The following is a 20,951-nucleotide window of genomic DNA, read 5'->3' as shown; positions in this document are numbered from 1 at the left end:
ACATCCCCCATATACTTGTAACAGATGCCGTAAGGGGGGACAAATATGCTTGAAGTGATCTTTGAAGATGACCACGATACCGCCGCTTTTTTACATCTCATTCAGCAATCGGACGACCGGAGACATTTTATTGTCCGTGAAGGCATAAAAAAAGTCGGAATCGCAAGGTCTGAAACGGCTTTTTGCGTTCAGCGCTTTATTGAGCCGATACTTGTCAGGTTTTTTTTGGAATGCAAAGAAGACGAGCATATGCTTTCGCTTATTGAGGACGCATACTGCTTCACCGATCAGGATGAACAGCAGCAAATCCTTCAGCTTGCACACAGCATTATGGAAGGAGAGCTTGAGGATCATCCGTTCGAGCCGAAGAAAGAGCCGCGCACACAGTTTATTTCAGATGCGCTCCGGACGATTTCACTTGATGCGGGTGTTTTTTCCGTGCGTTCGTTTCAGACGTTCCGGCTCGGCAGGTATTATGAGCGGCTCAGAGAATACGCGGAGGCTGCGATAGATGAATATCGGATGGAACAGGAATATCAAAACTTTATCCAGTCTCTGAGAGATTATGTGACATCCAATCCGCCGCGGATGAAGAAAGTCCGCATCGTACATGACCGGGCTTTTACGCTGTGGGAGCTGCGCTATTTGTCAGAACGGGAACAGAAAAAATACATAGACAGACGGTTTGTGCGGGAGCACCCGATGTATATAGATTCCCATCTCCTTGCGCCGCTGATCTCCATTGCGCCTGAGACGGTAGAACTGTATACGGACAAACCGGAGCATATGATGTCCAGAACGATTCAAAACGTGTTTCAGGAAAGGGTGCGCCTTTTTCCGCTGGGCGCGTTTGCAGCCGAGAAGACGGAAGGATAGCCGTACGGACGGCCTTGTGTAAACGGCAGGGCTGTCTTTGCGAAATCAGACGGAAAACCGAGTTGCATTTTTCTCGCAGACATTTTATAATACATAAAAGATTAATGATTGCTACACGTATTGATAAGGACATGAAGCATTGATACCGGCTTTATAAGAGAGGAGAGCCCAGGCTGAAAGCTTTCCAGCTATGGATCATTGACTTTACCGCCTTTGAACTTCAGCTGTGAACGCCGGAAGAAGCGTCAGTAATAGCTGACGGGAACTCCCGTTACAGAGTTTAGAGCCGCAGGTGCCGAAACAATCGGCCGTGCGGAAAAAAGGGTGGAACCACGATTCCGTTTATTTAACCTCGTCCCTTTCATAGGGGGCGGGGTTTTTGATTTGCATAAAAAAAGGAGTGACGAAGATGTCAGATATGATCAACATCACATTTCCGGACGGAGCGGTAAAGGAATTTCCGAAAGGAACAACAACAGAAGATATCGCGGCATCCATCAGTCCGGGATTAAAGAAAAAGTCTTTAGCCGGAAAACTGAACGGACAGGAAATTGATTTAAGAACGCCGATTCAAGAGGATGGTGCCGTAGAAATCATTACAGAAGGCACAGAAGAAGGCTTGAACATCATGCGGCACAGCACGGCGCATTTATTGGCCCAGGCGATTAAACGCATTTATAAAGATGTGAAATTCGGTGTCGGCCCCGTCATTGAAAACGGGTTCTATTATGACGTTGAAATGGAGCAGGCGCTGACGCCGGATGACCTTCCGAAGATTGAAAAAGAAATGAAACGCATCGTCGGTGAAAATCTGCCGATTATCCGAAAAGAAGTGAGCCGTGATGAAGCAAAAGCCATGTTTGCGGAAATCGGCGATAATCTGAAGCTTGAACTGCTGGATGCCATCCCGGAAGACGAAACGGTCTCCATTTATGAGCAGGGCGAATTTTTTGACCTGTGCCGCGGCGTGCACGTGCCGTCTACAGGCAAAATTAAAGAATTTAAGCTGCTGAGCCTTGCGGGCGCATACTGGCGCGGCGACAGCAAAAACCAAATGCTTCAGCGCGTTTACGGCACGGCCTTCTTTAAAAAGGATGACCTGAAAGAGCATTTGCGGATGCTTGAAGAAGCGAAAGAGCGCGACCACCGAAAACTGGGCAAAGAATTAAAATTGTTCGCCAACTCTCAAAAAGTCGGACAAGGCCTGCCGCTCTGGCTGCCGAAAGGCGCAACCATCCGCCGCGTGATCGAGCGCTACATTGTGGATAAAGAGCTGAGCCTCGGTTATGAGCACGTCTATACGCCTGTTCTCGGAAGCAAAGACCTGTATGAAACATCGGGCCACTGGGATCATTATCAGGATACGATGTTCCCGCCGATGGAAATGGACAATGAAACACTCGTGCTCCGTCCGATGAACTGTCCTCACCATATGATGATTTACAAGCAGGACATTCACAGCTACCGCGAGCTTCCGATCCGCATCGCCGAGCTGGGAACGATGCATCGTTATGAAATGTCCGGGGCGCTTTCAGGTCTTCAGCGCGTACGCGGCATGACGTTAAATGACGCGCACATTTTCGTCCGCCCTGATCAGATTAAAGAAGAATTCATCCGCACGGTCCGTTTGATTCAAGACGTATACGAAGACTTCGGCCTGAATGATTACACATTCCGCCTGTCTTACCGCGATCCTGAAGATACGGAAAAATATTTTGATGATGATGAGATGTGGAACAAAGCGCAGTCCATGCTGAAGGCGGCAATGGATGAGATGGGGCACGACTATTATGAAGCGGAAGGCGAAGCGGCGTTTTACGGCCCTAAGCTTGACGTGCAGGTGAAAACGGCGATCGGCAAAGAAGAGACATTGTCAACTGTACAGCTTGACTTCCTTCTTCCGGAACGCTTTGATCTCACTTACGTCGGAGAAGACGGCAAACAGCACCGCCCTGTCGTTATTCACCGCGGCGTCGTGTCAACGATGGAGCGTTTCGTTGCTTTCTTAATCGAAGAGCACAAAGGCGCCCTTCCGACATGGCTTGCGCCGGTGCAGTTCCAAGTCATTCCTGTATCACCGTCCGTGCATCTTGATTATGCGAAAAAAGTGCAGGAGCGCCTGCAGCGTGAAGGTCTGCGTGTCGAGCTTGACAGCCGGGACGAAAAAATCGGCTATAAAATCCGTGAAGCGCAAATGCAAAAAATCCCGTACATGCTTGTGGTCGGTGACCAAGAAGCGGAAAACGGCGCGGTAAACGTCCGGAAATACGGCGAGCAGAAATCAGAAACCGTCTCATTGGACGATTTTGTGAAAAAGGCTGTAGCCGAAGCGAAAAAATAACCGGAAATACAAAAAACCCCGTTCATTCAGAATGGGGTTTTTTTGCGTATAACATTATCTTTCTTTTTGTTTCTCTATAATCGCAAACAGCTCGTGAAGATCGCTGATCACGTAATCAGGTGCAATGTCCGTATCATTTTTCTTTTGCGTCCGGTTTACCCAGACTGTCGTAATGCCTGCCCGTTTCGCTCCCAATATATCAGTATTGAGGTTATCTCCGACCATAATGGCGTCTTCTTTTTTCAGGTTCAGGAGGCCGAGGCAATGTTCGAATATGGAGGCGTCGGGTTTCCCTTTTCCGAAAGCGCCTGAGATGACGATTTCATTAAAATAAGGCGCGAGCTCAGGAACGCCGGCGAGTTTTTCTTTCTGCAGGCTGGGGTCGCCGTTTGTCAGCAGAAGCAATTCATAAACACCTTTCAGCTTATCAAGCACCGCAAACGTTTCATCATACACGTACGGACGCTGTCTGCGTTCCGCCGCGAAAAACTCCGCCAAATATTCGCCGTAAGCCGCATCGTCTATACCGACGCTTTTTAAGCCGTTCGTCCAGGCGTTTCGTCTGTATTCCGGCGCAATCCGATTCAGCTGTTTAAACCCTTCGCTGACCGGCTCGGAAAAATTCGCCCACAATCCTTCAAACGGATTAATGCCGATCATGACCGTATAAGGATAGGTTTCGTATGACATATACAATTCCCGTGCCGCTTTCCGAACCGCCTCTTCAAATGTATGCGGGTCAAGGCCATATTTTTTTTCCGCTTGTAAACATGTTTCCCTGAATGTTGTTCTGACGCTTTTTTCATCCCATAACAGTGTATCGTCCAAATCAAAAAATACGGCTTTCATGATCTTCTCCTCTTTGTTATATTCTGAAACTCTCTGCCGCAAGGCTCCCGTTTATTCTACAATAGATATATAGACTGTGAAAGATTTGTTTTCAGATGATTTGAAAAAAACAGGCAGGTTTGTGTCAGATTCTGTCTCAGGCTCTAAAACGTGATAAAATAAAATTTGAAAGAACAGGTGAAAAGTATGCTGCATTTGATCATCATGATGCTGGAAAGAGTCGGAATTATCGTCATATTGGGATTTGTTCTGGCTCATACCAGATTGTTCAGACAGGCGCTCCAGCAGCCTGAGAGCTATAAAGGCAAAGCGGTGCTGATTTCAATTTTCTCGCTGTTCAGTATCATCAGCAACTATACGGGAATAGAAATTCAGCGGAATACAATCATGAATAATGACTGGGTGTTTCAAATTAATCCGTCCGGTTCAATTGCCAATACAAGAATTATGGGCGTTGAAATCGGCGGACTCTTAGGCGGCCCGTATGTGGGAATCGGCGTCGGCATACTGGCCGGCCTGCATCGTTTATCACTCGGCGGCGCGACCGCAGTCAGCTGTGCCGTCTCATCCGTTTTAGCGGGCATTTTGTCCGGCTGGATCGGACGGTATTTCAGAAAACGCTATGCGATGCCGACACCGCGGGTGGCCGCGCTTGTCGGACTCGGGATGGAATCGCTGCAAATGCTGCTCATCCTCTTGATGGCCAAGCCGTTTTCTGATGCTTGGACGCTTGTGAGCATCATCGGCATCCCGATGATATTGGTAAACGGGTCAGGGACTTTTATTTTTCTTTCGATCATTCAGTCGATTATCCGGAAGGAAGAACGGGCGAGAGCCCTTGAAACCCACAGGGTGCTGATGATTGCCGATCAGACGCTTCCGTTTTTCCGCCAGGGGCTGAATGAAAGCTCATGCAAAAGCGTCGCCGCCATCATCCACAGGCAAACAGGAACGGACGCGGTATCGCTTACGGATAACGAAAAGATTTTGGCGCACGTCGGCGCGGGTGCCGACCATCATATTCCGTCTGAAAGCCTGATCACCGGATTGTCAAAACGCGTCATTAAAACGGGTCATATTATGAAAGCGACATCAAAGGCAGAAATTGAATGCACGCACGATCCCTGTCCGCTGCATGCGGCGATCGTATTGCCGCTGACGTCAAACGGCAAAACGATCGGGACGCTGAAAATGTACTTTAAAAGCCCGTCAGGATTAAGCCGGGTTGAAGAAGAGCTTGCAGAAGGACTCGCCATGCTGTTTTCCACCCAGCTTGAACTCGGCGAGGCGGAACTGCAGAGCAAATTGCTGAAAGACGCAGAAATAAAAGCGCTTCAAGCACAGGTCAATCCGCATTTTCTGTTTAATGCGATCAATACGATTTCTGCTCTTTGCCGTACGGATGTGGAAAAAACCCGAAAGCTTCTGCTGCAGCTCAGCGTCTATTTCCGTTCCAATCTGCAGGGGGCAAGGCAGCTGCTCATCCCGCTTTCTAAAGAACTGAACCATCTGCAGGCATATTTATCATTGGAGCAGGCCCGTTTTCCCGGGAAATATAAAATCAGCCTTGAAATCGAACGCGGTTTGGAGGACATCGAAATTCCTCCTTTTGTGCTGCAGATCCTCGTCGAAAATGCGCTCCGCCATGCATTTTCAAGAAAGCAGGACAGCTGTGCCGTCAATGTCAGCGTGGTATCCGCCGGTCAGTCGGTTTTAATGCGGGTTGGAGATAACGGGAGGGGAATTGATCCTGAATTGCTGTCCGTGCTCGGAAACCGTCCGCTCCCGTCTAAAGAAGGGACGGGAACCGCGCTTTACAATTTAAATCAGCGGCTGATCGGGCTGTTCGGCCCCAAGGCAGCCCTGCGATTGGAAAGTGAGGCCGGCAAAGGTACGGAGGTATCATTTGAGCTGCCTTTGAAACTGATGACTAAAGGAGAAGAACATGCTGAAGGTGTTAATCGTTGATGATGAAATGCTGGCAAGAGATGAATTAGCTTATTTGCTGAAACGGACGAATGAAGTAAGTGACATAAACGAAGCTGAAAATATTGAATCCGCTTTTGACAGTATGATGGATCAAAAACCGGATCTGCTGTTTTTGGACGTTGATTTGTCAGGAGAAAACGGATTTGACATTGCCAAACGGCTGAAAAACATGAAAAATCCGCCGGCCGTCGTTTTTGCGACGGCGTATGACCAATTTGCTTTAAAAGCCTTTGAAGTCGACGCGCTCGATTATTTAACGAAGCCTTTTGATGAAGAAAGAGTGCGCCAGACAATCAGAAAGTTTAAAAGAGTGAAGCAGGACAGGGCAGGAGCCGTCTCAGAGCAGCCGTCCGCAGCCGGAGCGCATAAACTGGCTGTATCAGCCGGTGAATCTATTGTCATTTTAGATACGAAGGACATTATTTTCGCCGGCATGGAGGACGGACACGTTTCTGTCAAAACGTTTGCCGCTTCTTATTCCGTTCATGAAACTTTGGCGGTCATTGAGAAAAAACTGCCTGATACGGGTTTCTTGAGAGTGCACCGCGCGTTCATCGTGAATACGGAGCATATTACGGAAATTCATCCGTGGTTTAATTCGACGTACAATCTTATCTTAAAAGACGGCTCTAAAATTCCCGTCAGCCGTACATATGCCAAGGACTTAAAAAAGCTGCTTCATATTATATGAGGCGGCTTTTGCATTTCAGCAGCCGTTTTTTGCATTTCAGAATGAATATTCAGCCGTTTGTTATGAAAGCGCTTTAAAAATCGATTTCTCTTTTATAATGGACCTAACAAAGAGAAAGAGGTGAAGAAAATGAGTGCGAAAAAAGTGTACGGATTTCTGACACAAGCATTTATTTTTGCCGTAATTATGCTCATATCTAATGGGATTGCAGCGATTGTCCCCATTCCTATACCCGCTTCCGTAGTAGGTTTGGTGTTATTATTTGTCCTCTTGTGTCTGAAAGTGATTAAGCTTGAACAAGTAGAAACGCTGGGAACATCATTAACGTCACTGATCGGATTTTTATTTGTCCCGTCGGGCATCTCCGTGATGAATTCACTTGGCGTCATGCAGCAGTACGGCGTGCAGATCGCACTCGTCATCTTACTCGCCACCATCATTCTGTTAGGGGCCACGGGCCTTTTTTCTCAGCTGATCTTGTCTGTCAGCCAAAAACGTCAGAAGACTGCTCCTGAAAAACAAACGGTGCGCCGTTCCAATCAGGAAAAAGAACTTGTGCAGCATTAGGAGGGAAATCGGATGAGTCCATATTTCGGTATTGTCGTTTCACTTGCGGCCTTTGGCATCGGCACGTATTTATTTAAAAAAACGAGAGGCTTTTTCCTCTTCACCCCGCTGTTTGTCGCGATGGTGCTTGGAATCCTTTTTCTGAAGCTCGGCGGTTTTTCATATGAAGATTATAAAAGCGGAGGAGACATTATTAAATTCTTCCTGGAGCCCGCGACGATCGCTTTTGCCATCCCTTTATACAAACAGCGTGCCAAGCTGAAAAAATACTGGTGGCAGATCATGTCTTCCATTATTGTCGGCTCTATCTGCTCAGTCACGATTGTCTATTTGATCGCAAAAGGCATTCATCTTGACGCGGCCGTTATGAAAAGCATGCTTCCGCAGGCGGCGACAACGGCAATTGCCCTTCCGCTGTCAAAAGGGATCGGCGGCATCACCGACATCACCGCTTTCGCCGTTATTTTCAACGCCGTTATCGTCTATGCTCTGGGCGCTCTATTCTTAAAACTGTTTAAAGTAAAGCACCCAATCTCTAAAGGACTGGCTCTCGGCACATCAGGACACGCACTCGGTGTTGCGGTCGGCATTGAGATGGGGGAAGTAGAAGCGGCAATGGCAAGTATCGCGGTTGTCGTCGTGGGAGTGGTGACGGTGCTGGTCATTCCGGTATTCGTTCAGCTCATCGGAGGATAAGCCCGGGTCATAGACCCGGGTTTTTTATTGTGTTGGCGCGTCCGCGGGCGGCAAAGAACGAAATTTCACATTTTTCCTTGCGCTCGCCCCGGCATCGTGTTAAAATGAAAAAGTTGATCCGGAGAAGTCATTCTTGACTAATGATCCGGTATTGTGTAGAATAGTTATTGAATTGAATATAAATCACAAGCAGAGGCACCCGCTTCTCACCTGATTGACACATTCATGTAGTTGGCAGGTTGACCGTACATTTTTATTTATGCAGATGTTCGTAGTGTGGGTGTGTTGTCATGCCCGCACTTTTTGTTTGCCTGCAGAATGCAGTCAAAAAGCGTTGTGAATCAATTCGAAGAAACTATGGAGGTGGCTCATTATTAGCAAAGATCAATTGGTTAATGAGGGTATCCGTGCACGTGAAGTTCGTCTGATCGGACAAAATGGCGATCAGCTCGGCATCAAGTCCCGTCAGGAAGCACTTGAAATCGCCGGCCGCGCAAATCTTGACCTTGTGTTAGTTGCAGCAAATGCAAAACCGCCTGTCTGCCGCATCATGGACTACGGTAAGTTCAGATTCGAGCAGCAGAAAAAGGACAAAGAAGCACGCAAAAATCAAAAAATCATTAACTTAAAAGAAGTTAGATTAAGTCCGACGATCGATGAGCATGACTTTAACACGAAATTGCGCAATGCGATTAAATTCCTTGAAAAAGGCGATAAAGTGAAAGCTTCTATCCGCTTTAAAGGGCGCGCAATCACTCATAAAGAAATCGGCCAGCGCGTATTGGACCGTTTCTCTGAAGCATGTGCGGAAGTTGCGACAGTCGAAACAAAACCAAAAATGGACGGCCGCAGCATGTTCTTAATGCTCGCGCCGAAAAACGAAAAGCAATAAGGAGGAAATCCCATGCCAAAAATGAAAACTCACCGCGGATCTGCTAAACGTTTTAAAAAGACAGGTTCTGGGAAGTTAAAACGTTCTCATGCATACACAAGTCACTTATTCGCCAACAAATCCCAAAAGCAAAAGCGTAAGCTTCGCAAGGGTGCTATTGTAAGCGCAGGAGACTTCAAACGCATCAAACAACAGCTTGCTAACATCAAGTAATCGGACAAGGAAACAATTAGGAGGGAAATATAATGCCAAGAGTAAAAGGCGGAACTGTGTCGCGTCAGCGTCGTAAAAAGGTTCTTAAATTAGCAAAAGGTTATTTCGGTTCAAAACATAGATTATACAAAGTAGCAAACCAGCAGGTCATGAAATCAGGAAACTATGCATTCCGTGACCGCCGTCAGAAAAAACGTGATTTCCGTAAGCTTTGGATCACTCGTATCAACGCTGCTGCACGTATGAACGGTCTTTCTTACAGCCGTTTAATGCACGGTCTTAAGCTTTCAGGCATCGAAGTAAACCGCAAAATGCTTGCTGATCTTGCTGTAAACGATCTTACTGCTTTCAATCAGCTTGCTGATGCTGCTAAAGCTCAGTTAGACAAGTAAGTTGAAAAAGCCGCTCTCTTTCCGGGAGCGGTTTTTTTACGTAAAGGGTGACAATCAATGGCTCTCTTCATTTACGCCGTATTGATAAACGGATACGGCTTTTGGATCATGGGCGCTGATAAAAGAAGAGCAAAGGCACACCGGTGGAGAATATCAGAGAAACGAATATGGCTCACAGCCGCCATGTTCGGCTCACTCGGCGTATGGATCGGCATGCGCACCTTCAGGCATAAGACGAAACACAAATCCTTTTTATACGGGGTGCCGCTGCTTTTTCTCACTGAAGCCGCCCTTGTGCTGATGTATTTGATGTATAAAACATAAAAAGCAGGAGAGCTTATCGCTCGCCTGCTTTTTTCGCTTTTTTGATGGGCTGGTCCCAATCAATCTTGCAATTCGGGTACCGCTCCAATACCTTTTTTTCGACTTCTTCAAAATCACCTGCAGAAAAGCGGTTCAGCTTTTCCGGATTTTCGGTCCATACAAATATCGTATGAATAAACAGCGGATGATCTTTGGAAGGGATATGCTTTTCTCCTTCAAAGAGCACTCCTTTATAAGTAAGCTGGAGATTTTTTCGCGTGTTTTTCTGTTCGTCAATAAAATAAAAATTCTCTTTTGATTGCGCCAGTCTGAGCCTTCTTTTCGGGTTTGCGTAAAATTTGACGCACATGTAAATAAAATAAATAAGAAGTGCAAGCAAGACAATCCTCAATACTGTAATGGCCATATGTGTGAAGGCACCTCCTCACCTTTGTCATGATCTGATGTAATACGAAAAACAAAACAAAAGGTTTCATTTTTTTAAAAGAAATAGATAAAAACATTTACCCGTTTTTCAGGCGAATTAATCGTATGCTTCAGCATTGGTTTTGTATAATAAGAAGGGTAGTGAAAAAAAGGAGGTTTATTGATGACAAAATTAGATGAAACGCTCACCATGCTGAAAGCGTTAACGGATGCAAAAGGGATACCGGGAAATGAGAGAGAAGTAAGACAAGTGATGAAATCATACATAGAACCATTTGCCGATGACGTCACAACAGACCGGCTGGGAAGCTTAATCGCCAAAAAAACCGGCAAAGAAAACGGTCCGAAAATCATGATCTCAGGGCATTTAGACGAAGTCGGTTTTATGGTGACGCAAATCACTGATAAAGGCTTTCTCCGCTTTCAAACCGTCGGCGGCTGGTGGTCTCAGGTCATGCTGGCCCAGCGCGTCACCGTCGTGACAAAAAAAGGGGACATCACGGGGATCATCGGTTCGAAACCGCCTCACATTCTGCCTCCTGACGCCAGAAAAAAAGCCGCCGATATTAAAGAGATGTTCATCGATATTGGGGCGTCCAGCCGTGAAGAAGCAATGGAATGGGGCGTTCTTCCGGGTGACCAGATTGTGCCGTATTTTGAATTTACAGTGATGAACAATGAAAAGCATTTATTGGCGAAAGCATGGGACAACCGTATCGGCTGTGCGATTGCCATCGATGTATTAAAAAATCTGAAAAACAGTGATCACCCCAATGAAGTATACGGGGTCGGAACGGTTCAAGAAGAAGTCGGGCTGCGCGGGGCGAAAACAGCGGCACATACGATCCAGCCTGATATCGCGTTCGGTGTGGATGTCGGAATTGCCGGAGATACACCGGGAATTTCTGAAAAAGAGGCGCAAAGCAAAATCGGCGAAGGGCCGCAAATTATTCTGTATGACGCGTCAATGGTATCTCACAAAGGGCTGCGCGACCTTGTCGTGAACACGGCGGAAGAAGCGGGAATTCCGTATCAATTCGATTCTATTGCCGGAGGGGGCACGGATTCAGGTTCCATTCATTTAACCGCAAACGGAGTGCCGGCGCTGTCCATTACGATCGCGACGCGCTACATTCACACTCATGCCGCTATTTTGCATCGGGATGATTATGAGAATACGGTAAAATTGATCACAGAAGTGATTAAAAAATTAGACCGGGAAACAGTTGACCGTATTACTTACCAATAAAGATACGGAAGAATCTGCTTTTTTAAGCAGATTCTTTTTTTTGTCTGTACAAATATGAGCCCTGCGTCTACAATAAGAGAAGACATAGAAAAATCTGACAACATGTTTTTGAAAGCGCTTTAAAAAAGGGGAGGGTTTACAAATGAAAAACAGATTCAGACGCATGATCCGTTTCTCGTGCGCAGCCGTTACAGCCGGGCTGCTGCTGATGTCTTCATCTCCGGCATCTGCCGCGTTTTGGGGGGCATCAAATGAATTGCTTCACGATCCGACAATGGCGAAGGAAGGAAACACGTGGTACGCTTTCGGAACCGGTTTGGAAGGGGAGAGGGGGCTTCGCGTCTTAAAGGCGGGCAGCGGCGGCGTATGGACCGTTCAGAAATCAATCTTTACTTCCCCGCTGTCATGGTGGGGCAATTATGTGCCGAATTACGGGCTGAATCAATGGGCCCCCGATGTTCAATATTATAACGGAAAGTATTGGCTGTATTATGCCGTTTCTTCATTCGGCAAAAATACCTCCGCGATCGGTCTTGCATCATCCACAAGCCTCAGTTCGGGAAACTGGAAGGACGAAGGGCTCGTCATCCGTTCAACAAGTGCCGATAACTACAATGCAATTGATCCGGAGCTGACAATTGATAAAGACGGAAACCCTTGGCTTGCCTTCGGTTCTTTTTGGAGCGGCATTAAGCTGACAAAGCTTGATAAAAATACGATGAAACCGACGGGATCACTTTATTCCATCGCTGCCAGACCGAATAACGGCGGAGCTTTGGAAGCGCCGGCCATCACCTACCAGAACGGCTACTATTACTTAATGGTGTCGTTTGATAAATGCTGTTCAGGCGTGAATAGTACGTACAAAATCGCTTATGGAAGATCCAAAAGCATCACGGGCCCATATCTCGATAAAAGCGGGAAAAGCATGTCAGAAGGCGGAGGGACGATTCTTGACTCCGGCAATGACCGCTGGAAAGGCCCGGGCGGTCAAGACATTGTGAACGGGAATATTTTAGTGCGTCATGCGTATGATGCCGAAAACAGCGGAATTCCGAAGATGCTCATCAATGATATCGATTGGAGTTCAGGCTGGCCTTCCTATTAATTGATCAGCCGGGCATGTGTGTCCGGCTTTTTTACTTGCAATAAAAGATTGACAGTTTGATTCCTCCTTAACTATAATGAAATTGTTCGTACAAATAAAAGGATTAAAGTTTTGTAGTTTATATTCATACGTATATTTTTTAAAAAAATGCAAGCGCTTTATTTTGATGGGAAGGGGAAATGAATGTGCTTCAGAACAAAGAATATGAATTTTGGTTTGTAACGGGAAGCCAGCACTTATACGGAGAGGAAACGCTGCAGCTTGTCGATAAACACGCAAAGGGAATATGTGACGGTCTCAGCGGGGTGTCATCAAGATACAAGATCAGGCATAAACCGGTTGTCACGTCATCTGAAACGATCAGAGAGGTTTTGCGGGAAGCGCAGTATCAAGAAAACTGTGCCGGGGTCGTGACGTGGATGCATACATTTTCCCCTGCGAAAATGTGGATTGAAGGTCTTTCCGCATTTCAAAAGCCGATGCTTCATCTGCATACCCAGTATCATCGCGACATCCCGTGGGAAACGATTGATATGGACTTTATGAACAGCAACCAATCCGCTCACGGAGACCGGGAATACGGATATATCCAGTCAAGAATGGGGCAGACGAGAAAAGTCATCGCAGGCTATTGGAATGATGAGGAAGTCAAACATGACATTTCGCAATGGATGAACACGGCTGCCGCTTGGAATGAAAGCAGGAATATTAAAGTAGCCCGGTTCGGCGACAATATGCGGAATGTGGCGGTTACTGACGGAGACAAAGTCGGCGCCCACATCCAATTCGGCTGGCAGGTTGACGGGTACGGAATCGGCGATCTTACCGAGGTGATGAACAACGTCACCGACGCAGAAATTGAGGCGCTTTATGAGGAATACGACAAATTGTATGTCATCAGCGACGAAACAAAACGGGATGAAGCAAAAGTTGCTTCCATTAAAGAACAGGCGAAAATTGAACTCGGATTAACGGCCTTTCTCGAACGGGGCGGATATACAGCGTTTTCGACCTCCTTTGAAGTTTTGCACGGAATGAAGCAGCTTCCGGGTCTTGCCGTTCAGCGTCTCATGGAAAAAGGGTACGGATTTGCCGGCGAAGGCGATTGGAAAACGGCTGCCCTTGTGCGAATGATGAAAATAATGGCGGACGGAGAACAAACCTCCTTCATGGAAGATTATACGTACCATTTTGAACCGGGGCGTGCGATGATTCTCGGATCACATATGCTTGAAGTATGTCCGACGATCGCCCTTGATCAGCCGAAAATCGAAGTTCATCCTCTCTCAATCGGAGGGAAGGAAGATCCGGCCCGGTTGGTCTTTAACGGAATCGGCGGTTCAGCCATCATCGCCAGCATCATTGATATCGGCGGGCGATTCCGTCTCATTCTGAATGAAGCGGAAGGCAGGGAAATTGATCATGATATGCCGAATCTCCCTGTGGCGCGGGTGCTGTGGAAGCCGGAGCCATCGCTGAAAACAGCTGCGGAAGCATGGATTTTGGCGGGGGGCGCCCACCATACCTGTATGTCCTTCCGGCTTACGGCTGAACAGATGCTTGACTGGGCTGAGATGGCAGGCATTGAAAGCATCTTTATTTCCCGCAATACCGAAATACATGAGCTGAAAAAAGAGCTGAAATGGAATGACGTATTATACCGGTTGGGAGGGAATTGATATGGCGTATACGATTGGTGTTGATTTCGGCACATTGTCCGGCCGGGCGGTGCTTGTCAATGTCCGCACGGGCGAAGAAATCGCGTCTGCGGTAAAAGAATACACTCATGCCGTTATCGACCGCACGCTGCCTAAGACGGGTGAAAAACTCCCTCGGGACTGGGCGCTTCAGCATCCTGCCGATTATATCGAAGTTCTGGAAACGGCGATTCCGAACCTGCTTGAGCAGGCGGGCGCTGATCCAAAAGGCGTGATCGGCATAGGAATTGATTTTACCGCCTGCACGATTTTGCCGATAGACGGCGCGGGGCAGCCGCTTTGTATGCTGCCGGAATTTGAACGGGAGCCCCACAGTTATGTGAAGCTGTGGAAGCATCATGCGGCTCAAAAACATGCAGACCGTTTGAACACGATTGCCGAAGACACAAAAGAAACATTCCTTAAAAGATACGGCGGTAAAATTTCTTCTGAATGGATGATCCCGAAAATCATGCAAATCGCGGAAGAAGCGCCGCATATATACGAGGCGGCAGATCGGATTGTGGAAGCGGCAGACTGGATCGTCTATCAATTGTGCGGTTCATTGAAGCGAAGCAACTGCACGGCCGGCTACAAAGCAATCTGGAATGAGGAGACGGGGTATCCGCCGGATCATTTTTTCGAAAAGCTCAACCCGTTAATGAAAACGATTACAAAGAATAAATTAAGCGGCACCATTTATTCAGTCGGGGAAAAAGCAGGAGGTTTGACCGAAAAAATGGCGGAGCTGACCGGGCTTCTGCCGGGGACGGCCGTTGCCGTCGCCAATGTCGACGCTCATGTGTCAGTGCCCGCGGTCGGTATTACAGAGCCGGGGAAAATGCTGATGATCATGGGAACGTCTACCTGCCATGTGCTGCTCGGCGAGGAAGAACATATCGTTCCCGGTATGTGCGGGGTCGTCAATAACGGCATCTTGCCCGGATATGCGGGATATGAAGCGGGGCAGTCCTGTGTCGGCGACCACTTTGAATGGTTCGTCAAAACGTGTGTTCCGAGAGACTATGAGAAGGAAGCTGAGGATAAACACATAGACATTCACGAGCTGCTCAGCAAAAAAGCAGCTGAACTTGTTCCGGGGGAAAGCGGCCTTCTCGCGCTTGACTGGTGGAACGGAAACCGGTCAACCTTGGTGGACGCCGATTTGACGGGCATGATGCTTGGCATGACGCTGCACACGAAGCCGGAAGAAATCTACAGGGCATTGATTGAAGCGACGGCGTTCGGAACGAGGATGATTATCGAAACGTTCCGGGAAAACGGCGTTCCGGTCGAAGAGCTTTACGCAGCCGGAGGAATCGCCGAAAAAAATCCGTTTGTCATGCAGATTTATGCAGACGTCACAAATATGGATATTAAATTATCCGGGTCTCCGCAGGCGCCTGCACTGGGCTCCGCGATTTTCGGAGCGCTCGCCGCGGGACGGGAAAACGGGGGATTCTCCAATATTGCTGAAGCATGCGCGCATATGGGGAAATTAAAAGACGGCTTTTATGCCCCGAACCCGGAAAGAGCTGAGATTTATGACAATTTATATGCGGAATATAAAGAGCTCGTACACTACTTCGGCAAAGAAAACAATGTCATGAAACGCCTGAAAGCCATTAAAAACTGTGATTTTGCAAAAGGAGGGAGCCGCCATGCTTGAATCGTTAAAAGAAGAAGTGCTCGCCGCCAACCTGAAGCTTGAGGAACATAACCTTGTCACGTTTACATGGGGGAATGTCAGCGGCATTGACAGAGAGAGCGGGAGAATCGTCATTAAACCGAGCGGTGTCGATTACAGTGAGCTGACCGCTGACAAACTGGTCGTCCTGAATGAGGACGGAGACATTCTCGAAGGCTCGCTGAAACCGTCTTCTGACACGCCGACCCATCTTTATCTGTATAAAGCGTTTCCGGCTATCGGCGGAATCGTTCATACTCATTCCCGCTGGGCGACGAGCTGGGCACAGTCCGGAAGAGACATACCCGCTCTCGGAACGACTCACGCGGATTACTTTGAAAGCGCTATACCCTGTACGAGGGAAATGTATGAAGAAGAAATTGTGAAAGATTACGAATATCATACAGGCAAAGTCATAGCCGAAACCTTTCAAAACGAACCGTATGAACAAAATCCGGGTGTTCTCGTCCACAGCCACGGCCCGTTCTGCTGGGGAACGGACGCGCTGAATGCCCTGCATAACGCCGTTGTGCTCGAAACGGTAGCGGAAATGGCCTACCATTCGCTTATGCTGAACAAACAGCTCAGTCCGATCGACAGAGTGCTGCATGATAAGCATTTTTACAGAAAACACGGGGCGAATGCTTATTATGGCCAAACTTGACGCAGCCGGGTTTCTGATTGATTTAGACGGAACCGTATTCAGGGGGCGGGAGCTGATTGACGGCGCAAAAGAAGCCGTTCATACCCTTCAGTCACTGGGCAAAGCCGTTGTCTTTTTAAGCAACCGCGGCAATCTATCAAGAGCAATGTGCCGAAAGAAACTGCTGGGTGCCGGTATCCGCACGGATGAACGGAGCATCGTGCTGTCCTCCAGTGTGACGGCATCATTTTTAAAGAAGCATTATCCTTTGTCAAAGGTGTGGGTGTTAGGAGAGAAAGGGCTGACTGATGAACTCGCTTTAGCGGGTGTCGCCTTGGCGCAAAACCCGCAGGCGGCAGACTGGCTTGTCATCTCCCTGCATGAAACCGTCACCTATGAGGATCTGAATCTCGCTTTTAAGGCGGCTTCCTCCGGCGCGCGTATCATCGCCACGAACCGGGACCGCTCCTTTCCGAATGAAGGCGGCCATGCCATGGACGTCGCGGGAATGATCGGGGCCATTGAAGCATCCGCCGGAGCAAAAACGGAGCTTGTCATCGGCAAACCGTCTTGGCTGATGGCTGAGGCGGCATGTGAAGCGCTCGGACTTCCCCCTGAGGAATGCGCCATTATCGGAGACAGCCTCGAATCTGATATCGCAATGGGCAGGCTGTACGGAATGAAAAGCGTATTGGTTCTGACGGGGGCGGCCAAACTTGGGGAGCCCCGTCTATATGAACCTGACATCGTCCTTGATTCTATTAAAGACCTGACAGAATTAGCGAAGGAGGGAATCCTTTTATGAAACGTTCTCCTGAGGACATTCAATCCGAGTTTGACAAGGAAGGGGCCAGCCGCTCACCGATTCAAATAGAAGATATCGTGATCGGGTCGAATGCAAAAGAAGAGCTTCTCACATTTCTGCAAAAAAAATGCTGGAATCATCCGGTCATCGTCTGTGACCGGAACACGTACGAGGCGGCGGGACGTCTGCTTGCGGACGAATTGAGGGCAGGCGGGATCAAAGCGTCAAAAGTCATCAGTCCGGAGCATGAAGCCGGGACCGCCGCGGCTGATGAGAGGACATTGGTCTATACGCTGATCAATCTCGCGGAAGAGACGGATGTCATCATTGCGGCCGGTTCAGGAACGATTCACGACATTACACGGTTTGCCGCCTGCCAGCGCGGATTGCCGTTTATCTCATTCCCCACCGCTCCGTCAGTCGACGGTTTTACATCGGCGGGAGCGCCGCTCATATTAAACGGAATCAAAACGACGATTCAAACGAAAGCGCCGATCGCCTTATTTGCGGATACGAATGTATTAAAAGAAGCGCCCCGTTCAATGACAGCCGCGGGCTTCGGAGACATGCTCGGAAAAATAACATCGCTGGCAGATTGGGAGATTTCCAGCAGGCTAGCGGGTGAGCCGTACTCAGAAGCCGGGGCGAAGCTTGTGAAAGACGCGCTTTGGCAGTGCATTGATCACCGCGCTGACATTGCCATGGGAACGGAGGCCGGCATTCAGATACTGATGGAAGCGCTGATCGTTTCGGGTCTTGTCATGCTTGCGCTTGACCACTCCCGCCCCGCCTCAGGAGGAGAACATCACATCTCGCATTGGATTGAGATGGAAATGCTGAAGGCAAAACAGCCTCCGATTCTCCACGGTGCGAAGGTCGGCTGTGCGTGCGCGGTGCTGAGTGATATTTACAAAGAACTGGCTTGTCACGAAAAGCTTGCTGAACTGCCGCCGCACTTTCGCGAGGCGATTCAATCTGCATATGAAGGGCTTCCCGACGGCAAAACAATTGCCGGGTGGCTCACATCTGCGGGGGGTCCCGCCTGTTTTGATGAGATCGGTGTAAAACAGGACCTTGTCAGCGATGCGCTTAAGCATGCGCACACACTGAGAGACCGTTATACCGGTTTAACCATCATAAATGAAAATGCAGCGCTCTTTGCACATCATTTGCATCAATAGCCGCACGGCCTAAAGTGGAAGGGGTAATGACATGAAAAAAACGACCGCTGTATGTTTGGTGCTGATGATGCTCTTCTTGTTTACCGCCGGCTGTTCACAAGAACGGACTGCCGGCCAGCCGGGAGAAACGGAGCTGACGTTTTGGACGTTTAACGGTCTGCACGAACAGTTTTATCAGGAAATGGTCAAAGAATGGAATCAGAAATATCCGGAGCGCAAAATCAAGCTGAATACCGTTGTTTATCCTTATGGACAAATGCATGATAATTTATCGGTTTCGCTGATCGCGGGTGAGGGGCTTCCCGATATAGCCGACGTGGAATTAAGCCGGTTCTCGAACTTTCTGAAGGGGAAGGATATCCCGCTTGCCGATCTGACGCCGCTGATTGAAAAAGACCGCGATAAGTTTGTGGAAGCGCGTCTGGCCTTGTACAGCAAAAACGGAAAATTGTACGGCCTTGATACACATGTGGGGACGACCGTCATGTTTTACAACATGGATATTATGAAAAAAGCGGGCGTTGATCCCGCCTCCATTAAGACATGGGAAGATTACCGGCGGGCAGGGAAAAAAGTGCATGAAGCATCTGGGAAACCGATGGGAACGGTTGAAACAAACGACTCCGCCACATTCCTATCCATGATTTCGCAGCAAGGGTCAGGCTACTACAGCAAAAACGGAAAATTGATTCTGAACAGCAAGACGAATACAGACACACTGAATTACGTAAAGGACATGGTAAATGATAAAACCCTTCTGCCGGCTCCCGGCGGCGGCCATCACAGCGAAGAATACTACGGTTTTATGAATCAGGGCGGGGCAGCCTCAGTGCTGATGCCCATTTGGTACATGGGACGGTTTATCGATTATATGCCTGATTTAAAAGGAAAAATGGCGATTTACCCTATGCCGGCCTGGAAAGAAGGCGGTGACAGATCAGCGGGTTTAGGCGGAACAGCCACCGTCGTGCCGAAGCAGGCTGAACATCTGAAGCTCGCGAAAGAATTTCTCGGTTTTGCGAAAGGTTCGAAGGAAGGGAATATAAAGCTTTGGACGGTGCTCGGCTTTGACCCGCTCCGCTGGGACGTGTGGGATTCAAAAGAATTGAAGGAGAAAAACAAGTACACGGATTTCTTCCGGAACGGTACGTCAATTTTTTCCTCGCTCCTTGAAATAAAAGATGAGATCAATCCGATTTATCTGCATGAAGACTTCTCTAAAGCGGCTGATCTCGTTGTCAGACAAGTGCTGTTCGATGCGCTGAAGACGCAGGAAAAAACACCTAAGGAAGCCTTGGACGAGGCGGCAGAGCAATTAGAGAAATAGGAGAAGCCGTCCTATTTAACAGTGAAAGCGGGGGAGCTTTTATGAGACCTGTAAAGACAGAGACAGCACAAACCGTTTCTGCAGTCCGGAAGAAGCCGCGCCGGCGCAATGTGCTGTATTCAAAAAAAGCGGCGCCTTATCTTTTTACGGCGCCATTTATCATTTCGTTTCTCGTTTTCTTTTTGTATCCGATCATCAGCGTGTTTATCATGAGCTTTCAGCGGATACTGCCGGGAGAAATTACATTTGTCGGGTTTTCCAATTATACCGCTCTTCTTAATCCAACCTTTTATACGGCATTATTTAACACATTGGAATATACCTTCTGGACGCTGATCGTGCTGATTCCGGTGCCGCTTCTTTTGGCGGTGATTCTGAATTCGAAGCTCGTCAGGTTCAGAAATGTGTTTAAATCGGCTCTGTTTGTACCGGCTTTAACATCGACGATCGTAGCGGGGATTATTTTCCGTCTGATGTTCGGAGAAATGAATACGTCGCTTGCAAACGAGCTGATGATGAAGCTTGGCGCATCACCCCAAAACTGGCTCAACAACAAAGGTACCGGCATGTTTTTAATGGTGCTGCTTGCGTCATGGAGGTGGATGGGCATTAACATTCTTTACTTTCTGGCCGGATTGCAAAACGTGCCGAAAGAATTGTATGAAGCGGCTGAAATTGACGGGGCGAGTACGTGGAAAAAGTTCCGGCATATTACCCTTCCATTTTTAAAGCCGGTGTCCGTTTATGTATTAACGATCAGTATTATCGGCGGTTTCAGAATGTTTGAGGAAAGCTATGTGCTTTGGCAGAATAATTCCCCGGGCAATATCGGCCTCACACTTGTCGGTTATTTATATCAGCAGGGGCTTGCATACAACGAAATGGGGTACGGGGCCGCAATCGGAATTGTCCTTTTGCTTGTCATCTTACTAGTCAGCCTTGTTTCACTGAAACTGTCCGGTTCGTTTAAAGGGGAGGGATAAGCGTTGCGTAACAAT

21 protein-coding genes and 1 other annotated feature are annotated in these 20,951 nt (G+C 48.1%); of the genes, 19 read left to right on the top strand and 2 right to left on the bottom strand.

The window, feature by feature from the left end:
- The first annotated feature begins 45 nt into the window (after nucleotides 1-45).
- Both ytxC and thrS read left to right on the top strand, forming a co-directional pair.
- A complete protein-coding gene (gene ytxC / locus U2H13_RS13755) occupies nucleotides 46-876 on the top strand; it encodes a putative sporulation protein YtxC (RefSeq protein WP_014418606.1) in 831 nt (276 codons plus the stop codon).
- Between the two features lie 409 nt (nucleotides 877-1,285).
- A complete protein-coding gene (gene thrS, locus U2H13_RS13750; RefSeq protein WP_014418605.1) occupies nucleotides 1,286-3,217 on the top strand; it encodes a threonine--tRNA ligase in 1,932 nt (643 codons plus the stop codon).
- A 54-nt stretch (nucleotides 3,218-3,271) separates the two neighbouring features.
- Here the strand turns inward: thrS and U2H13_RS13745 are convergent, their stop codons facing one another.
- A complete protein-coding gene (locus U2H13_RS13745; RefSeq protein ID WP_014418604.1) occupies nucleotides 3,272-4,066 on the bottom strand; it encodes an HAD family hydrolase in 795 nt (264 codons plus the stop codon).
- A 186-nt stretch (nucleotides 4,067-4,252) separates the two neighbouring features.
- On the opposite strand from U2H13_RS13745, the gene U2H13_RS13740 reads away from it, so the two are divergent.
- The 8 genes from U2H13_RS13740 (at nucleotide 4,253) to U2H13_RS13705 (ending at nucleotide 9,830) form a co-directional block, all read left to right on the top strand.
- Nucleotides 4,253-6,034 carry a sensor histidine kinase gene (locus U2H13_RS13740; RefSeq protein WP_014418603.1) on the top strand — a complete coding sequence of 594 codons (1,782 nt, stop codon included), beginning with the start codon at nucleotides 4,253-4,255 and terminating at the stop codon, nucleotides 6,032-6,034.
- Nucleotides 6,012-6,746, top strand: coding sequence for a LytTR family DNA-binding domain-containing protein (locus tag U2H13_RS13735; RefSeq protein ID WP_014418602.1), 735 nt, complete (start codon nucleotides 6,012-6,014; stop codon nucleotides 6,744-6,746). Before U2H13_RS13740 ends, U2H13_RS13735 begins: the two co-directional genes overlap by 23 nt.
- Before the next feature lie 129 nt (nucleotides 6,747-6,875).
- Nucleotides 6,876-7,313: an antiholin-like murein hydrolase modulator LrgA gene (gene lrgA / locus U2H13_RS13730; RefSeq protein ID WP_007613022.1), complete on the top strand. Its 438-nt coding sequence runs from the start codon at nucleotides 6,876-6,878 to the stop codon at nucleotides 7,311-7,313.
- Between the two features lie 12 nt (nucleotides 7,314-7,325).
- Nucleotides 7,326-8,009, top strand: coding sequence for an antiholin-like protein LrgB (lrgB, locus tag U2H13_RS13725; RefSeq protein ID WP_003152487.1), 684 nt, complete (start codon nucleotides 7,326-7,328; stop codon nucleotides 8,007-8,009).
- Nucleotides 8,010-8,190: 181 nt separating this feature from the next.
- Nucleotides 8,191-8,321 (top strand) — a sequence feature (ribosomal protein L20 leader region).
- Between the two features lie 58 nt (nucleotides 8,322-8,379).
- Nucleotides 8,380-8,901: a translation initiation factor IF-3 gene (gene infC / locus U2H13_RS13720; protein WP_071543361.1), complete on the top strand. Its 522-nt coding sequence runs from the start codon at nucleotides 8,380-8,382 to the stop codon at nucleotides 8,899-8,901.
- A 12-nt stretch (nucleotides 8,902-8,913) separates the two neighbouring features.
- Nucleotides 8,914-9,114 carry a 50S ribosomal protein L35 gene (rpmI, locus tag U2H13_RS13715; RefSeq protein ID WP_003152493.1) on the top strand — a complete coding sequence of 67 codons (201 nt, stop codon included), beginning with the start codon at nucleotides 8,914-8,916 and terminating at the stop codon, nucleotides 9,112-9,114.
- 32 nt (nucleotides 9,115-9,146) lie between these two features.
- Complete coding sequence (gene rplT / locus U2H13_RS13710; RefSeq protein ID WP_007613019.1) at nucleotides 9,147-9,506, top strand: 50S ribosomal protein L20; 360 nt, start codon at nucleotides 9,147-9,149, stop codon at nucleotides 9,504-9,506.
- 57 nt (nucleotides 9,507-9,563) lie between these two features.
- A complete protein-coding gene (locus tag U2H13_RS13705) occupies nucleotides 9,564-9,830 on the top strand; it encodes a DUF1294 domain-containing protein (RefSeq protein ID WP_007613018.1) in 267 nt (88 codons plus the stop codon).
- 13 nt (nucleotides 9,831-9,843) lie between these two features.
- Here the strand turns inward: U2H13_RS13705 and U2H13_RS13700 are convergent, their stop codons facing one another.
- Nucleotides 9,844-10,236: a hypothetical protein gene (locus U2H13_RS13700; protein WP_003152498.1), complete on the bottom strand. Its 393-nt coding sequence runs from the start codon at nucleotides 10,234-10,236 to the stop codon at nucleotides 9,844-9,846.
- 183 nt (nucleotides 10,237-10,419) lie between these two features.
- On the opposite strand from U2H13_RS13700, the gene U2H13_RS13695 reads away from it, so the two are divergent.
- The 9 genes from U2H13_RS13695 to U2H13_RS13655 all read left to right on the top strand — a co-directional run bounded on the left by U2H13_RS13695 (nucleotide 10,420) and on the right by U2H13_RS13655 (nucleotide 20,936).
- Complete coding sequence (locus U2H13_RS13695; protein ID WP_007408096.1) at nucleotides 10,420-11,505, top strand: M42 family metallopeptidase; 1,086 nt, start codon at nucleotides 10,420-10,422, stop codon at nucleotides 11,503-11,505.
- Nucleotides 11,506-11,647: 142 nt separating this feature from the next.
- The gene (locus U2H13_RS13690) at nucleotides 11,648-12,613 is read left to right on the top strand and encodes a glycoside hydrolase family 43 protein (protein WP_109567108.1); all 966 of its coding nucleotides are present in this window, start codon (nucleotides 11,648-11,650) and stop codon (nucleotides 12,611-12,613) included.
- Nucleotides 12,614-12,798: 185 nt separating this feature from the next.
- The gene (araA, locus tag U2H13_RS13685; RefSeq protein WP_102421663.1) at nucleotides 12,799-14,292 is read left to right on the top strand and encodes an L-arabinose isomerase; all 1,494 of its coding nucleotides are present in this window, start codon (nucleotides 12,799-12,801) and stop codon (nucleotides 14,290-14,292) included.
- Nucleotide 14,293: 1 nt separating this feature from the next.
- Nucleotides 14,294-15,979, top strand: coding sequence for a ribulokinase (araB, locus tag U2H13_RS13680; RefSeq protein WP_376700503.1), 1,686 nt, complete (start codon nucleotides 14,294-14,296; stop codon nucleotides 15,977-15,979).
- Nucleotides 15,972-16,661, top strand: a complete 690-nt coding sequence (araD, locus tag U2H13_RS13675; RefSeq protein WP_017418322.1) for an L-ribulose-5-phosphate 4-epimerase — start codon at nucleotides 15,972-15,974, stop codon at nucleotides 16,659-16,661. Before araB ends, araD begins: the two co-directional genes overlap by 8 nt.
- Entirely contained in the window at nucleotides 16,639-17,445 is an 807-nt protein-coding gene (locus U2H13_RS13670) for an HAD-IIA family hydrolase (RefSeq protein WP_370530869.1), read from the top strand. Before araD ends, U2H13_RS13670 begins: the two co-directional genes overlap by 23 nt.
- Nucleotides 17,442-18,626 carry a sn-glycerol-1-phosphate dehydrogenase gene (locus tag U2H13_RS13665; RefSeq protein ID WP_154817591.1) on the top strand — a complete coding sequence of 395 codons (1,185 nt, stop codon included), beginning with the start codon at nucleotides 17,442-17,444 and terminating at the stop codon, nucleotides 18,624-18,626. The genes U2H13_RS13670 and U2H13_RS13665 overlap by 4 nt, the downstream gene beginning before the upstream one ends.
- Nucleotides 18,627-18,657: 31 nt before the next feature.
- Nucleotides 18,658-19,953 (top strand): ABC transporter substrate-binding protein, encoded by a 1,296-nt coding sequence (locus U2H13_RS13660; RefSeq protein ID WP_029973347.1) that lies wholly within the window; start codon nucleotides 18,658-18,660, stop codon nucleotides 19,951-19,953.
- 41 nt (nucleotides 19,954-19,994) lie between these two features.
- Nucleotides 19,995-20,936, top strand: coding sequence for a carbohydrate ABC transporter permease (locus tag U2H13_RS13655; protein ID WP_007408105.1), 942 nt, complete (start codon nucleotides 19,995-19,997; stop codon nucleotides 20,934-20,936).
- Nucleotides 20,937-20,951: the final 15 nt, after the last annotated feature.

The organism is Bacillus sp. A1 (assembly GCF_042296235.1).
GTDB lineage: Bacteria > Bacillota > Bacilli > Bacillales > Bacillaceae > Bacillus > Bacillus velezensis.
The sequence above is the reverse complement of the archived record's forward strand: the minus strand, read 5'-3'. Positions and strand labels throughout refer to the sequence as shown.

Bases quoted from the DNA above. Each gene is read 5' to 3' on its own strand.
- ytxC (WP_014418606.1), top strand. From the start codon at position 46: ATGCTTGAAGTGATCTTTGAAGATGACCACGATACCGCCGCTTTTTTA.
- thrS (WP_014418605.1), top strand. From the start codon at position 1,286: ATGTCAGATATGATCAACATCACATTTCCGGACGGAGCGGTAAAGGAA.
- U2H13_RS13745 (WP_014418604.1), bottom strand. From the start codon at position 4,066: ATGAAAGCCGTATTTTTTGATTTGGACGATACACTGTTATGGGATGAA.
- U2H13_RS13740 (WP_014418603.1), top strand. From the start codon at position 4,253: ATGCTGCATTTGATCATCATGATGCTGGAAAGAGTCGGAATTATCGTC.
- U2H13_RS13735 (WP_014418602.1), top strand. From the start codon at position 6,012: ATGCTGAAGGTGTTAATCGTTGATGATGAAATGCTGGCAAGAGATGAA.
- lrgA (WP_007613022.1), top strand. From the start codon at position 6,876: ATGAGTGCGAAAAAAGTGTACGGATTTCTGACACAAGCATTTATTTTT.
- lrgB (WP_003152487.1), top strand. From the start codon at position 7,326: ATGAGTCCATATTTCGGTATTGTCGTTTCACTTGCGGCCTTTGGCATC.
- rpmI (WP_003152493.1), top strand. From the start codon at position 8,914: ATGCCAAAAATGAAAACTCACCGCGGATCTGCTAAACGTTTTAAAAAG.
- rplT (WP_007613019.1), top strand. From the start codon at position 9,147: ATGCCAAGAGTAAAAGGCGGAACTGTGTCGCGTCAGCGTCGTAAAAAG.
- U2H13_RS13705 (WP_007613018.1), top strand. From the start codon at position 9,564: ATGGCTCTCTTCATTTACGCCGTATTGATAAACGGATACGGCTTTTGG.
- U2H13_RS13700 (WP_003152498.1), bottom strand. From the start codon at position 10,236: ATGGCCATTACAGTATTGAGGATTGTCTTGCTTGCACTTCTTATTTAT.
- U2H13_RS13695 (WP_007408096.1), top strand. From the start codon at position 10,420: ATGACAAAATTAGATGAAACGCTCACCATGCTGAAAGCGTTAACGGAT.
- U2H13_RS13690 (WP_109567108.1), top strand. From the start codon at position 11,648: ATGAAAAACAGATTCAGACGCATGATCCGTTTCTCGTGCGCAGCCGTT.
- araB (WP_376700503.1), top strand. From the start codon at position 14,294: ATGGCGTATACGATTGGTGTTGATTTCGGCACATTGTCCGGCCGGGCG.
- araD (WP_017418322.1), top strand. From the start codon at position 15,972: ATGCTTGAATCGTTAAAAGAAGAAGTGCTCGCCGCCAACCTGAAGCTT.
- U2H13_RS13670 (WP_370530869.1), top strand. From the start codon at position 16,639: ATGCTTATTATGGCCAAACTTGACGCAGCCGGGTTTCTGATTGATTTA.
- U2H13_RS13665 (WP_154817591.1), top strand. From the start codon at position 17,442: ATGAAACGTTCTCCTGAGGACATTCAATCCGAGTTTGACAAGGAAGGG.
- U2H13_RS13660 (WP_029973347.1), top strand. From the start codon at position 18,658: ATGAAAAAAACGACCGCTGTATGTTTGGTGCTGATGATGCTCTTCTTG.
- U2H13_RS13655 (WP_007408105.1), top strand. From the start codon at position 19,995: ATGAGACCTGTAAAGACAGAGACAGCACAAACCGTTTCTGCAGTCCGG.